The sequence below is a fragment of the Parasphingorhabdus sp. genome (genome assembly GCF_039977335.1).
Classification (GTDB): Bacteria; Pseudomonadota; Alphaproteobacteria; order Sphingomonadales; family Sphingomonadaceae; genus Parasphingorhabdus.
In genome coordinates this window covers 254980-267986 of the sequence record NZ_JBDWDI010000001.1, presented here as the reverse complement: position 1 = coordinate 267986, position 13007 = coordinate 254980, and the positions used below count along the sequence as shown (strand labels likewise).

At 48.9% G+C, this 13007-nt stretch carries 14 protein-coding genes; 3 read left to right on the top strand and 11 right to left on the bottom strand.

Annotated elements, in window-relative coordinates:
- The first annotated feature begins 37 nt into the window (after positions 1 to 37).
- The 3 genes from ABJM21_RS01280 (at position 38) to ABJM21_RS01270 (ending at position 1212) form a co-directional block, all read left to right on the top strand.
- On the top strand, positions 38 to 367 hold the full coding sequence (locus tag ABJM21_RS01280) for a hypothetical protein (protein WP_348303317.1): 330 nt from the start codon (positions 38 to 40) through the stop codon (positions 365 to 367).
- Between the two features lie 92 nt (positions 368 to 459).
- The gene (locus tag ABJM21_RS01275) at positions 460 to 813 is read left to right on the top strand and encodes a hypothetical protein (protein WP_348303319.1); all 354 of its coding nucleotides are present in this window, start codon (positions 460 to 462) and stop codon (positions 811 to 813) included.
- Positions 814 to 870: 57 nt separating this feature from the next.
- A complete protein-coding gene (locus ABJM21_RS01270) occupies positions 871 to 1212 on the top strand; it encodes a hypothetical protein (protein ID WP_348303321.1) in 342 nt (113 codons plus the stop codon).
- A gap of 778 nt (positions 1213 to 1990) precedes the next feature.
- Here ABJM21_RS01270 and ABJM21_RS01265 read toward each other — a convergent pair.
- From ABJM21_RS01265 to ABJM21_RS01215, 11 genes are all read right to left on the bottom strand, one after another.
- Positions 1991 to 2512, bottom strand: coding sequence for an Imm26 family immunity protein (locus tag ABJM21_RS01265; protein WP_348303323.1), 522 nt, complete (start codon positions 2510 to 2512; stop codon positions 1991 to 1993).
- Complete coding sequence (locus tag ABJM21_RS01260; RefSeq protein ID WP_348303325.1) at positions 2493 to 5117, bottom strand: RHS repeat-associated core domain-containing protein; 2625 nt, start codon at positions 5115 to 5117, stop codon at positions 2493 to 2495. The genes ABJM21_RS01265 and ABJM21_RS01260 overlap by 20 nt, the downstream gene beginning before the upstream one ends.
- The gene (locus ABJM21_RS01255; RefSeq protein ID WP_348303327.1) at positions 5117 to 9349 is read right to left on the bottom strand and encodes a hypothetical protein; all 4233 of its coding nucleotides are present in this window, start codon (positions 9347 to 9349) and stop codon (positions 5117 to 5119) included. Before ABJM21_RS01255 ends, ABJM21_RS01260 begins: the two co-directional genes overlap by 1 nt.
- 111 nt (positions 9350 to 9460) lie before the next feature.
- Entirely contained in the window at positions 9461 to 9853 is a 393-nt protein-coding gene (locus tag ABJM21_RS01250) for a hypothetical protein (protein ID WP_348303328.1), read from the bottom strand.
- Positions 9854 to 9922: 69 nt separating this feature from the next.
- Positions 9923 to 10303: a hypothetical protein gene (locus tag ABJM21_RS01245; RefSeq protein ID WP_348303330.1), complete on the bottom strand. Its 381-nt coding sequence runs from the start codon at positions 10301 to 10303 to the stop codon at positions 9923 to 9925.
- Between the two features lie 32 nt (positions 10304 to 10335).
- On the bottom strand, positions 10336 to 10755 hold the full coding sequence (locus ABJM21_RS01240) for a hypothetical protein (protein ID WP_348303332.1): 420 nt from the start codon (positions 10753 to 10755) through the stop codon (positions 10336 to 10338).
- Positions 10756 to 11041: 286 nt separating this feature from the next.
- Positions 11042 to 11395, bottom strand: coding sequence for a hypothetical protein (locus ABJM21_RS01235; RefSeq protein WP_348303334.1), 354 nt, complete (start codon positions 11393 to 11395; stop codon positions 11042 to 11044).
- On the bottom strand, positions 11392 to 11754 hold the full coding sequence (locus ABJM21_RS01230; RefSeq protein WP_348303336.1) for a hypothetical protein: 363 nt from the start codon (positions 11752 to 11754) through the stop codon (positions 11392 to 11394). The genes ABJM21_RS01235 and ABJM21_RS01230 overlap by 4 nt, the downstream gene beginning before the upstream one ends.
- Before the next feature lie 111 nt (positions 11755 to 11865).
- A complete protein-coding gene (locus tag ABJM21_RS01225; protein ID WP_348303338.1) occupies positions 11866 to 12216 on the bottom strand; it encodes a hypothetical protein in 351 nt (116 codons plus the stop codon).
- A gap of 31 nt (positions 12217 to 12247) precedes the next feature.
- Positions 12248 to 12553 (bottom strand): RHS repeat domain-containing protein, encoded by a 306-nt coding sequence (locus ABJM21_RS01220; protein ID WP_348303340.1) that lies wholly within the window; start codon positions 12551 to 12553, stop codon positions 12248 to 12250.
- A 40-nt stretch (positions 12554 to 12593) separates the two neighbouring features.
- Positions 12594 to 12908: a hypothetical protein gene (locus ABJM21_RS01215; RefSeq protein WP_348303342.1), complete on the bottom strand. Its 315-nt coding sequence runs from the start codon at positions 12906 to 12908 to the stop codon at positions 12594 to 12596.
- Positions 12909 to 13007 lie beyond the last annotated feature (99 nt).

Sequence of the window (13007 nt, the reverse complement as noted above, 5' to 3'; positions counted from 1 at the left end):
AGGAACAAAATTTGCTGAACTGAACAGGAGAAAGAAAATGAAGAAATTGATACTGAAACTCGGCGCAGTGCTAGGCATTTTTTGTCTGGCGAGTCCGGCAATGGCCTATTCAGCCGTACAAATAAGTGATGCATCACAAATTAAATTCTTGGTTTCAGATAATAAAGTTTTCCTGCGCAATCTTGATCAGTTCGATTCAAACTGGCTTGGCTGTTGTTATAATTATTGGTTCGATTTGACGACGGAGACAGGCAAATCTCACTATGCCTATTTCCTGCTGCGCTATGCTTCTGGAGAATCCATTGATCTGCTTGTCAATGATGCAGCTCAACCCAGCGCAATCCACTCATTGGGAAGTTTTATGTAACTTACCAGTTTCGGCTCGTCGAGGAATTCAGCGAGCCAGACACGACGCACAGCCTATCATTACACACGATATATCTAAGAAGGAGAATGAAAATGAAACGATGGAAATATGGAGTTGGCTTGGTTGCACTTTTCGCGATGGTTCTGGGCGGATCTAATCAGGCAGATGCTGTTTACACATCTAACAAGTCCGGCAAGATCGCCAATATTCTGGTATATGACACCGGAAATGTCATCCTCATCCAGTTGGAAAACCAGTCTCAATTAAGTGCCCATCCCTGCAACCATAGCTATTTCGCGATTGACCCGGCAACACCAGAAGACCGGTTGGACCGTATGTATTCAAGAGCCATGCTAGCCTTTGGGTCAGGTACACCGATTAATATCGGTTTCGATGGCAATGGGAATTGCGCCAGCGGCTATATCCGGGTGCATCGGGTTGGCTAGTCTTTTAGATATTGCTATTAGATCAATAGCTTACGCTCAAACTAAGGGAATAAATTTATGATGAAATATATCATTTTCATCGGCACTTTCTTGATATTTGCCCTCGCCCCAACACAAGCTGCTATCGTCGGTTCAAGCACTGAAAAGGCGACGATAGCGACATTATATTCCTATTCGGATTATGGCGGTGGTGATGTTGTTTTTACGATTACCACTGCCGTTCCCGGTTGCGATGCTGGCTATTGGTTGCGGCCAACGGATCCGGGATTTGACCGCAACCTTGCCGCCGTGATGAGCGCCCATCTTGCAGGCCGGCCCATCATTGTGCTGGCGCATGATGACCAGCTTTGGAGCAGCTCGCCGGGCAAATATTGTCGTGTCAATTTGGTTGCCATTTGATCGGAGGGGCCCAGCGGGCTGAGCGGTTGCGAAGGGGCCATGCGGGTATTGCGTTGGGTCACCTGATGCGTAACATCGGGGATGAAGATGCGCTGGAAAGGTGTACCATGAACGAAGATTAGTCATGATGTTAGCGATCGTATGTGGCGATACCTTGGCAATTCCTGACAGATCATCAACATGGGATTATTATAACAACTATCATATTTCTATTTTTACAAAAAATATCATTATATCAATCCCTAATCATCATCCTCATCACCAATTTCAAGCTGAAACCATTTCACCATATAGTTATCGATAAATTTTAAAATCAGATAGAAACCAAATATTGAAATAACAAAAAACAAACCTCGTTGTAATTGATTGACATCCCCCTTCAATATTTCATTGAAAAAATAGACCTGATATAAAAATATCAGAAATATAAATATCTTAAAAACATAGTATAATACCGAAAGCATATCCTTCATAATCTATCTACACACCTTCGTATTTCTGCAACTCACCGGCTTTGTCGCTTCTTTTGCCGCCACAGTTGCCCCCACTGCTCCGGCAGAATTACGGTGACAGTTTACTTAATCCCCAAGAATAATCAGCAACTATCGTGCGGTAAATGGAAAGGACTTGTCAGTAACGGCCAACAACCAACATGGCGTGCGCTATTTGGGGTTTAAGTAAACTGTCACCGTAATTCTGTCACCGTAATTCATTTTGATTCGATATACTGAATAGACAACTGGCTGAATCCTCAAACAATCATAGCGACATAGTCAACTCATTTTAGCTGATCTATCGGAACGCGTTCGAGTTTTATCTTGAGTGCCTCTTCCCACTTATTGGGCTTTCCAAGATAATGATCTTCTATTCGCTGTTCAACTTGGGGGATATCCCAAACGGCCGCAGTTTCCAAATTTTCTATCTCGGAGAGAGTTGCGGGCTTTTCATAGTTACTGTCGGCATAGTCGCTATGGTGAATGAAGAGCCGTCCGGAGACTACATCCTGTTTTCTCATAGGTGGTGCTACCATATTTTCTGGGGACAAATCTGCCGAGCTCAGTTTTTTCCAACGATCGCCTCGCAATGCATCTTTATGAAGCCATAGCTTAAACAGTATGTTTAGCGGGAGTATCGCTTCAGCACTGGGGCGTTGTTCGAAAACCCCATCAAAAAAAACAAATAGCGGGGAAGGTCCAACTTGCGCATAGGAATACTTGCCATTTAGAATAGGAACTTCAACTATATCACCTGGGTTCAGACGCTTGATATTTGTCTTTTGTCTAATCGCAAAACTCCTCATTGCAGGCTTTGATATAGTTATCGCGGTTACGATTGGATTCTGCAACACCATTGATCCGATTTCCAGAATTTCCGCCCTGTGATTGAGCCCCTCCGTTTGCATCGATTACTTGCTGTTCTCGACCTCGGATTGCATCTGGATTTGATGAGGACCTATCCAGTACCGCAGGACCAAAGTCCTTTCTATGATGTTTTTTGTCTCGATTGGCAACATTTTCCTCTGGCGTACCCGTGCCGCTTGTCCTGCCGGTGTAAGTTTCTTCAGTGTCCGGATTATACTTGGTATATGTCTGAAAAGTTTTCCCTTGTTCAGCCCGATCACTTTGCCAAACGGCATCAGGTACGACCGTGTCCGCAACATCTGTTAGGACCTCGCCTGTAACCTGAGCACTTACAACTACCGCCTCTTTCGTCTGTTCTAACGCATCAGCAGTTTGTTCTCCAGCAACGGCCAGCTGGTCGAATACCTTTTTCCATGACTTTCCGCTTGGATCAATCCGCCCAACAGGATCATTCCCAACATAAGCATATAAATTATACTGATCCTCATACCCAATCGGGTCCGTCTGCAGAAACCGCCCAAGCGTCGGGGAATAGGCCCGCGCTTTATAATGATAAATCCCGATCTCCGGAATCTCAATTTGACCGGTATATTGGAAACGCCCCAAATTGGTTTCATTGGGAATGCCATAGGCGTCATAGCCATTGGCCTGCACCATCGCCCCGGAACTGCTCTGGATCGCGATTATACTGCCTTGCCAATTGGCTTGCAGATGGCGGCGGGTCGCACTGCTCACCGCCGCGCCGTTATACCAGATAATCGGCTCATCCACACCCACGCCGTGGACATAGCGATGTAGCATTATTCCCGAAGCGGTATATTCCGCCACCAGAGCATCGCCGTCATAAAGGAATCGGGTGTTGGTGCTTGCATTTTTGCCAACCGTTTCAAATAGTCGGCCATTGGGATCATAGGTCAGCGTCGCCGTCTTCCAGCCGGATGCACCAACCAAGCGGTTCTCAACATCATAGGTGAAAGTGGTATTACCATCGTTGGTCAGATTGCCATTGGCATCATAGCCAAAGCTGGCCCCGGTATTAGTGCTGGTATATTGATTGAGGCCATTTATGGCATAACCGCGATCAATATTATAATGGGCCGTTGAAATATAAAGATCATTATTGTGCGAACGGCTTTTGATCTGACTGGCCGGATTATAAACAAAGTCGAAGGTGATGTCGTTGCTGCTGCCTGAAAGATTGCGCGCGATCTGGGTTAAACGCCCGGCGGGATCATAATCATAGCTGCTGGTCGCAACGGTGCCGGTGCCGTCCACCTCGCCCGCACGGCGGCCCAAGGCATCATAGCTATAGGTTTTCAGCGCTGTGGCGCCTTGCTCCTTGACCGTTTTCAGGCGATTGAGTGTATCAAATTCGCTCGTGAAATATTTGCCATCCGGATGGGTTATCCGGGTTCGATTGGAGTTTTTGTCATATTGATAGGAAAGCGCGCGCGATGTGCCGCCCATATTGTTGGTGGCAGTGAGCACGCGACCTGCTTTGTCATAGGCTGTGGTAAGACCTGCGCCCGACGCGCTAGCAAAACGGCTATGGGTCTGCAGACCCCGCATATCATATCCATAAAAAACATCGGTCGATGTTGTGCTGGGAATATTTTTCAGCGTGACCCGGTTCAGGGCATCAAAACTATATGCAATTTCCCGGCCATCGCGTTTGCGCAATTTGGTGCGGTTGCCATTACCGTCATATTCATAGGCTTCATAGTCCGATCCGCTGACCGCACCAGCGCTAGCCAAGGCCGTTGCAGGTGTGGCTGGATTGAAGCCTGTCGGAGCGGTTTTCGATGGAAAAGACCAGCGCTGTAACCGGTCAAAGCCGTCATAGATTAATTGCGCTTTATTGCCGTTGGCATCGACAACAAATTCCTGCTTGCCATTGTCGGTATAGCTGAACGTTGTGTAGGCCTGCTCCAGATTGGGGCTGGTTGTACCGACGGCCTTGCGCGTCTGCAGCACCTGACCGGCTGCATCATAGATGGTTTTGGTGATACGATCCGGGCCGTGATCATTCGCACCCGTCCCCCGTGTGCCCATGGAACAGGCATTGGTCGAGATGGTGCTGAAGATGGCTGGGTTCATCCGAACCGCCGAACAAATGAGCCGGTTATTGGCATCATAGCTAAATTGGGTCACGCCGCTGATCGTCCAGGCGGCTGATCCGCTGTCGCGTCCGGAAACCGTCAGCTTGGTTTTATTGCCGACCGCATCGTAGGTGATTTCGGTTTTCTGCAGCACCGTCATCGCGTTCAGATCGGTATCTGAAACACCTGTTGCAGTGCCGTTTTCGGTGCGGATCAACTGACCATCTACGTCATAGACATAGCGTGTGGCAGGATTGGGGAGCGGACCCGATCCATCGGGGTCAGGCGCAACCGAGCCCACCAGACGCCGCATCGCATCATATTTATAATAGGTGGTATAGTCCGCGCCCGCCTCTGCTCGTGCCGGAGAAGCCGTGACCGTGCCCGTGGTGAAGAGAACAGCCGTTATAACGGCCAAGCGTGTTTTGATGAATAGCTGTTTCATTACTGACAATCCCCAGTTGTTGGCGTGCCGCAGGGAGGAGGAGTCGGAGTGGGTGTGGGCGTCGGGGTTGGGGTCGGGGTCGGGGTCGGAGTAGGTGTAGGCGTTGGGGTCGGTGTGGGCGTAGTCGGCGCGCAATTACTCGCTCTGGCATCGGTTTGGCTAGCGACATTGCCTGCCGCATCATAAGCGACACATGTCCGCAGGTTCAGGCCACCTGATCCGCTATCGATAATTGCGGTTTTCAAAACATATTTATTGGCCGCATCATAGGCATATTCGGTCGTAACCGTTGTTGAGGCATCGATTTTTTCGGTCTTTTTGGTGAGCAGCCGGAATGTCACGCCGTCGGTGCCGGTGAAGCTGCCATATTCATAACTTATATCAGTACATCCACCAGTGAGAACACAGCCTCCGCCAGCATTATAGCCTGCTCTTATGCGTGTCAGCAGGCCGGTTACACTGTCCCAAGTGTAGTTGGTGCGATTACCATTAGCATCGACTTCAAAAGCCGGTTTGTTGCAGGTTTTTAAGTTGCTACAAACGCTGGCGGTTGGCCCTTCCACGTAGCTGGTTGCCGTTTTCAGATCGCCAGCGGCCACGTTGCAGGCTTGACCAGCGCGGACCTTGGATATGCGGCATTCGCTGATTTGATTGGAACGATTATCATAGGCATATTCGATTGCATCCCCTTCCGGCATCTCTGCGCGGATCAGGCGGCCTCGCGTATCATAAAAGCTCTTTTTGGTACGACCTAGTTGATCAACAGCCTGAACTGTTTGCCCCATCGGATTGAATATCGAACGCGTGGCAGCGCCCAGAGGGTCCACCGTTTCTGACAAAGCGGCCGAGGTGTAATAGTTATGGGTCGCATTGAGGCCATTGGTGATCGCCTTCACATTACGATCATTACCGTAGGTGATTGTGACTTCATCGCCTTTTGGAGATTTGATTTTCGACAATAGTGTTGCTGAGCCGGTATAATCTTGAAAGCTTGCCGAGCCATATGTCCAAGAGTTGGCATCTGGCAATTTTACACGGGACAAACGTGCCGGCAGGAATATCGGTTCAAGGCTGCCCGGTATGGAGCCATTATTGCATCGCTCAAATCCAGGCTCCGGATCGTTTGATCGAAAACGCGTCCAGGTCCGCGCCGAGAAATTATATTCTGCCGTACGATCGTCGGACGTTGCGTAGACTAGTTTACCATCTGTAGGTGAATAATAAGCGACTGGACCATTGGGACTAGAGCAATAGGGAGAACCTCCTGAGCCTATGCCATTAATCCTGACTGTTGATCGGATTTTTCGGCCCAGATTGTTGGATACATCAAACAGTTCAAAATGATCACCAAACTGATTGTAAAGATATCTCGCTTCTACTGTTATTCCATTTGTATATGTCAAATCCTTCAGCTCAAGGGTTTTGCGGGACCAGCCGATAGATGTAGCGACGTTAAACATATGCTCATCCGTAAATGAATCTCGGGATGAATATTCATAATAGCGTTTCGTTCCGTCAGCTGCGGTATAGAGGAAATCAACCTCTGGATAGAGCCGCCGATTTGCGATGCTGTCGAGAGGAGCGCCGTTTTGGACCAACGTCGAGCCATTTGCTGAGGCGGGGAAATAAGTACCGTTGGCCAAGCGCACAAATTTGGACTGGCCAGCAGCACCGGAATCGATGGTAACAACATTATTTACGCTTTGGTCGGCAAGCCATTTTTGTGTGTTTGCGATAGCAAGATAATGCGCTGGCAAGGCACCCAGTTTTGAAAGTTCGAAAACCGATTGAATGGCCACAATTGCCGGCGCAGCCGATAATAGATCCGCTTCACCAAGCAGCGCAGCCGAGTCGCCGGACAGACTGACCCCGTCATTCCAATTATGCTTCCACCCTATGCCAATGCCATATTCAGATGTCTCGTTTGAATCATAGGTCCATTGCAAAGCGAGTGATTGCGGAGAGTCAGCCGGGCCGTCAACCAAATCGGCTGGCGGTGTGTAGGATAATTTTCCGGTTTGGCCATCAATCTGAAGGGTAGAGAAAATACGACCGCCTTCGCCTGCTTCCGGTATCTCCGGTTGCTTCAAGGCTTTGTTTTGACTGTCCTCGACAGCGACACTGGCGCCGCCCTTCATTGCGCGGTTCCTAATGGGGTCCAATATGACCAAACCGCCGCCCTGACCGGGCTTTATGGCCATGACAGCGCTACGATAGTAATCAGGAAACCCAGTTGCCACCCCTGCAAAGCCAGCTGTTTCGCGATCCACCAGTTCTACACTGCGGGTAACACTATTTGGTCCTCCAAGAAATTTCGAAAATTTCGCCTGGCCAAGCTTACCTTGCTTCGGAACGATCAGAGAAAAGCCTTGACCAACATATTGGCTCATGATCCCCTTGGCTTGCGTTGTATAATTCTGAATGCTGTTTTGGATGGCTCCCCAGTTACCTGAATTTGCAATGTAATAAGGGTGTGTACCTGGCTGCGATGCGATGCTGTCTTGGTTCGTAAAAAGCGTGAGTGGCGTAACCTCCCGGACCGCATCCACTTCCTGACGTGGCACCGAGCTTTCTACCATCGACAAACCAGTGGCAGCATTAACAATAGCGGCGTTTCTATCGGTCGCGGAAATCCGGTCATTGGGATTGATGCTTATGCCCGCTTCAAAATCCATGGTAAGCATCTGCATCAGATTAAAATAGGTCTGCTGAGATCCTCCGCCTGTCTGGCCCTTCAGAGCCGAAGCAACTCTATCGATATGATGCACGCCAACGATATTATGTACCTGTGTCTCCGTACCAATTACGCGATCCGATAGATCCAGATAGCCGGTGAAATTCGCGGCAACATTTTTCAGTGAATTGAAAATAATCAGCTCTTTTGACTTCTGCTCGTCAAATTTACGATTAGCGATCAGCTGGGAAAATTTACCATTAATCGCGCCCGTGACCCTGCCCCAATCCATGGTGACATAAGCACTTCCAGAGCCGCATTTTTGGTTAGTCAGGTTTTTGCTAAAAACGCGATCCATGTAGGAGCCAGAGCTCCCAGCATAAGGATGGTTGATTGCTATCGATAGGGTAGCCGCATTGGCGGCAGAACTGGACAGTAATGCGTCGCAGGGTGCTGGTTTTCCACTGATCAGGCCACTGCCAGTAAATGCCCCTGAGGCCACGAAGCTGTTCGATCCGGTAACATAGCTATAGTTGAACTTTTGTATTATACCATAAGTCTCATCGGCGTAATAAGTTCCATATGCACCGCCGTTTAGAGAAACGGTATAAGACGTTCGAAACATGTTAGGAATTTCGCCCGACCATGTTCGCGAGGGCGCAGATGCATAGGGCAGTGAACTGCGGCGATTTTCAGATATGGGATGCGGCTGAATTTCTCGTCCACCAGTCAGATATTTTGCCTCCACACCGGCGTGAGAGGCCTTCATCGAGTTTTCTAGGTTCGTCCGAAGACCCTTTAGATGGTTGGCAAAAGCGGTACTTTGGAAGCCTGAAACATACGATGAGTTTGAGGAAGATCCGGAAATTCCTGCACTAAGCAGGCTCGCAGAATTCATTCCCATAAGGGTACTAAAGTTCAATGTCGGGTTTTGGATATGGGTTTTGAAACTAGGATCAAAGACATAGCGAGTGCCGCCAACATTTGCGTCTACCCAGATATGCAATAAAGTAACGCTGTTTATAGATGAACCGGATCCGCTAACCGTGGCGGGGATACCGCCATCTGCGAATATTTTTCTGGCTGCGTCAGCATTGTTGATGCCCAGCCAGCTGCTAATCTGCGCGCCATTTAAAGTAATTGTGCCGACATGATAACGGGGAGCATAGCCTTTAGCAGATACAAGATCGGCTTCGCGCAAAAGTTCGACCAAAAAATGAGCCTGGTCAAATGGGGTTCCCGATTTGTCCAGTGCGACACCGCGCGCACCCTTTTGAAGGCCGAAGATGGGAGTTATATCGACCTGATCGCGAACAAATTTAAAGATATTGTCTAAGTCATAATTCAAAGATCGCGCCAGTTCTTTGACCATTGGGTTACGGTTATCAACGGCTGCCGGGCTGGACGGGTTTCCAAAGTGAGAAAGGGCGGCGCTTGGGCTAATCAGCGGACCGGATGCAACTTTCACGTGCGGAACCTCAGCCAATGCAGGACTGACCACAAAAACCGTCGAGGCAGTGGCGAGTGCCGAAGTCAGTAACAGGTGCATTTTATTCATCTGATATTTTCCCGAATTATTAATTCTCTAAAATCAAGGTTCCGACAAAGATTCGCGTTATCCATCTGTCTTCCCACCTATTTGGCTGAATATTCCAATCGTTCCGGCGCTCTATTTATGAAGCCAAATTCTATCGACTTTCATATATCCACCGACGGTCTGGCGCATTTGTATGGAGATGGTTTTGTCGCCGGCTAATGCCGTCAGCGCGGTAGAATAAAAATATTCAGCAAAGACCGGATCAACGTTCGCGTTATAAGTTACAGCTGATCCGTTGCTGACGCCCGTGTAGCCAACGGAAGCGGGAAGAGCGATATCCATGGGTTGCTCAAGATAAAAGAGCATCACACGGCCTTCATTTATGTAAACGTGTTTGAGTTTTCCGATATATTGGCAATAGGGAATGTTATACGAGACCGCACAGGAGGAGGTCTGTGCTTTCACGATGCTAGGCCATGCGGCAAACACCAACATTCCCATCAGAAGTTTCAAAACACTGTTCATCACTCTTATCCCCTAATTCATTTGACCTAATCGCTGCGGGCAGCATTCAACGATGTCGAAAGACATCGCTTATTGATAAATCCAGATCTTATCGATTTTCAGGTAACCAGAACGCGCTTCATAAAACTGCATGATCACCGTCTTTTCCGCCGCTAGCGCTGTCAGAGCGGTTGAATATAGAAATTCAGAATAGTTTTGATTATCGGTGATGATGTAAGACCCGGCATGTCCGTTGGATACCCCGGTAATGCCCGCCGTAGCGGTGATCGCGACATCAAAGGGCTGTTCAAAAAAGATTAGCATCAAATTGTCTTCATTAATGTAAGCGCGCGTGATTTTGCCCTGATATTGACAATAGGTGGCGGCACAACCAACGGTCTGTGCCGAGGCGGCTTGTGGCAAAGTGCCGAGCGCCAACGCTCCAAGGAAAAGCTTCCAAAATGTTTTCATTTTCTATTCCCCTCATTGTTTGTCTCAGTCCGTCATCTTGAAATATACATCGCTCCGCTGCTGGTGAGCTGGTTGTAGTCCGTTCCATGCCAGGACACTGTCGCGCAGTTATGTGCATAGATTCTGAGCTCCAGCTGGCCCGCAACTGCGGCCAGCGCGCTAGATAATATTTCGGTATATTCGCTGTGTGTTTTGGCGACCCAAACCCCGTCCGCAGAGCTGCAAGGCGTGGGACCGGGATTGCCGAATGCCCCAAAGATCATGAAACCCTCGTTACGCACAATTTCAACGTTCGTTGGCACAACATCATTGGTCCAACCGCCAGCCGCATTTGCGGGAATGGATAGGGACAGCAGTGCTGTGGCGATCAATGCTCTTCCGAAAACACTCATTTGACCAACATCACATAGGCTGGCACGGGGGCGTTGGAATAAGTCGGCATGTTCGCGCATGCCGATTGATCTAAGCCTGAATATCTAATCACGACTTGCTTGTTTTCGGTGATTGAACTGCTGACACTTGAGAACCAGCCAAAGCAGGTTGACGGAGAAATTCCTTGTCGTGTTTGGTCCAGATTACAGATTGCTGCCCAATCATCTCGCCAACTACTTCTTATCAAAACATCGCCGTCCGACTCGGTCAATGTGTTAGCAATGTAACCTTGGCAGTAAGCCGTTGCCCCGGCATTTGGGGACATCAACAAAGCGCTGCTTGCAACTACTAATTGGATAATTTTCTTCATTGTTTGAGCATCACATAGGCTGGCGCGGGAGAGCCGCCATAATTTGGCATTGTCGCGCACTCTGCCTGATCCAATCCGGTGTAGTGAACAATGACTGGTTTGTTCTCTGTCACCGCGTTGCTGGCATGAGAAACCCAGACATAGCAAACGTCAGGCGTAACCCCCTTCCATTCTGTCTTCACATTGCAGATTTGCGTGTAGCTGTTGCGCCACGCGCCGCGGATCAAGACAGATCCGTTTGCGTAAGTTATAGTTTGCGTAATCGCACCGTCGCAAAAAGCGGCAGCATTTGCGACGGAAGGAATGGCCAAAGATGCAGCAGCTAATATCGATGGAATACATTTCTTCATTTGATCAACCTCAAATATGCAGGAGCGGGTGCGGCGGCGGATAGCGGCATTGTTGCGCATTCTGCCTGATCTATTGTCCGATAATAGATAATGAGCTGCTTGTTTTCCGTAATCGAAGTGGTCGCGGTCGAAAACCAGGCGAAACATATTTCTGGCGGTATGCCGTCCCGCTCTGTCTTAAGATTGCAGATTGTGGTCCATCCAGAGCGCCACGTTGTCCAGATGCCCATATCTCCATTATCATAGGTAAGGACTTGATTGACATAGCCTTGGCACCAAGCGGCCGCGCTAATGCTGGAAGATGCCGATAAAGCTGCCATTGCCAAGACGGTCGACATGGCTTTCTTCGCCGCGCTCATTTGAATATCAACATGTCGCTAGACGTCGGCAAACGAGCGTCAATATTCATAGCTCCCGAAGAAACAGGGGGACACGGTTGGGAAGCGAGAAAGATCAATCTCCTCGTCACGTTACTCTGCCAATCTTATATAAACCGGTGCAGGCGCATTGCCATAATGCGGTATCGTCGCACAGTCAGCTTGATTGAGCCCACCATAATATATGGCTATCTGTTGGTTCTCAACGTTGGCGCTACTCACGGCGGAGAACCAAGCAAAACACGTTTGAGTGTCAATGCCCTTCCATTCTTCTTTAACATTGCAAATCTGCGTCAGAGTATTGCGCCAACTTCCAATGATATGAACGCTGCCACTCGCATAGATATAAACATGTGCGACCGAGCCAGCACAAAGCGCCGCAGCCGAAGCTGGAGAGGGAAACATAAGTGCCATAACGGCGGCGGCTAGAATAGATTTTTTCACTTTCAATATCCCCTGCGTTCAACAAAATTGACTAGTATGAAGACCTCTTGATCGGGATCACGAGAAAGCCGTTGATCGGCAGCACGATGATACGGCTTGGCCCGCCCGGTGTTCCGTCACTGCCGGTGACCTCAACCCGCTTTCGGTTTCCGGCTGCGTCATATTCATAAACGGTTCCAAGACCATCATTCGCACCGCCAGTCGTGGTGGTTCCGATCAACCGGCCCAGTGCGTCATATTCATAGGTGGTAGTACCTTGCGCCAATGCAGAGCTTGCACCGAACGAGATCACTGCGCCGAGAGATATTGCCAATGTCATGATCTTGAAATGCTGCATGATAAAATCCTGTTTGGTGATTTTGCGCGTTATGCTGATATCAAAACATCACGTCGGAGGACGCAGGGTCCAGGTTGCTGTAAACTATAACGGTCTGCCGCGACGAATAGGCGAGCATGAGTGCAGACACGACAGCCTGATAATTGGGATCTGTTGGATTGAGATAGGCCCAATCAGGCCCACCCGAACAGACTGTGGACACATTCTCTAGGTACACTCTGAAAGGATAATTTCCGTTCAAAGGCACAAGATCAATTTGTTTGATTTTTGCCGTAACAGCACCATCCCATGCCAGGGCGGGCTTGGTGATCAAAGTGAGACAGGTTGCGACAAGAATCCCAACTAATCTCATCATGAGATCGTCGCTTTACGTGGTGCGATCACTCCAGCGGTGTTTGAAACAGGAAATGTCTGAATAGACAGAAACAAAATTCGAGGTGAGGAAGTGCGATTA

Excerpts from the sequence above, each read along its gene's own strand:
- ABJM21_RS01255 (WP_348303327.1), bottom strand. The coding sequence starts at position 9,349 with ATGAATAAAATGCACCTGTTACTGACTTCGGCACTCGCCACTGCCTCG.
- ABJM21_RS01280 (WP_348303317.1), top strand. The coding sequence starts at position 38 with ATGAAGAAATTGATACTGAAACTCGGCGCAGTGCTAGGCATTTTTTGT.
- ABJM21_RS01245 (WP_348303330.1), bottom strand. The coding sequence starts at position 10,303 with ATGAAAACATTTTGGAAGCTTTTCCTTGGAGCGTTGGCGCTCGGCACT.
- ABJM21_RS01270 (WP_348303321.1), top strand. The coding sequence starts at position 871 with ATGATGAAATATATCATTTTCATCGGCACTTTCTTGATATTTGCCCTC.
- ABJM21_RS01220 (WP_348303340.1), bottom strand. The coding sequence starts at position 12,553 with ATGCAGCATTTCAAGATCATGACATTGGCAATATCTCTCGGCGCAGTG.
- ABJM21_RS01230 (WP_348303336.1), bottom strand. The coding sequence starts at position 11,754 with ATGAGCGCGGCGAAGAAAGCCATGTCGACCGTCTTGGCAATGGCAGCT.
- ABJM21_RS01260 (WP_348303325.1), bottom strand. The coding sequence starts at position 5,117 with ATGAAACAGCTATTCATCAAAACACGCTTGGCCGTTATAACGGCTGTT.
- ABJM21_RS01275 (WP_348303319.1), top strand. The coding sequence starts at position 460 with ATGAAACGATGGAAATATGGAGTTGGCTTGGTTGCACTTTTCGCGATG.
- ABJM21_RS01250 (WP_348303328.1), bottom strand. The coding sequence starts at position 9,853 with ATGAACAGTGTTTTGAAACTTCTGATGGGAATGTTGGTGTTTGCCGCA.
- ABJM21_RS01215 (WP_348303342.1), bottom strand. The coding sequence starts at position 12,908 with ATGATGAGATTAGTTGGGATTCTTGTCGCAACCTGTCTCACTTTGATC.
- ABJM21_RS01235 (WP_348303334.1), bottom strand. The coding sequence starts at position 11,395 with ATGAAGAAATGTATTCCATCGATATTAGCTGCTGCATCTTTGGCCATT.
- ABJM21_RS01265 (WP_348303323.1), bottom strand. The coding sequence starts at position 2,512 with ATGAGGAGTTTTGCGATTAGACAAAAGACAAATATCAAGCGTCTGAAC.
- ABJM21_RS01240 (WP_348303332.1), bottom strand. The coding sequence starts at position 10,755 with ATGCGCGAACATGCCGACTTATTCCAACGCCCCCGTGCCAGCCTATGT.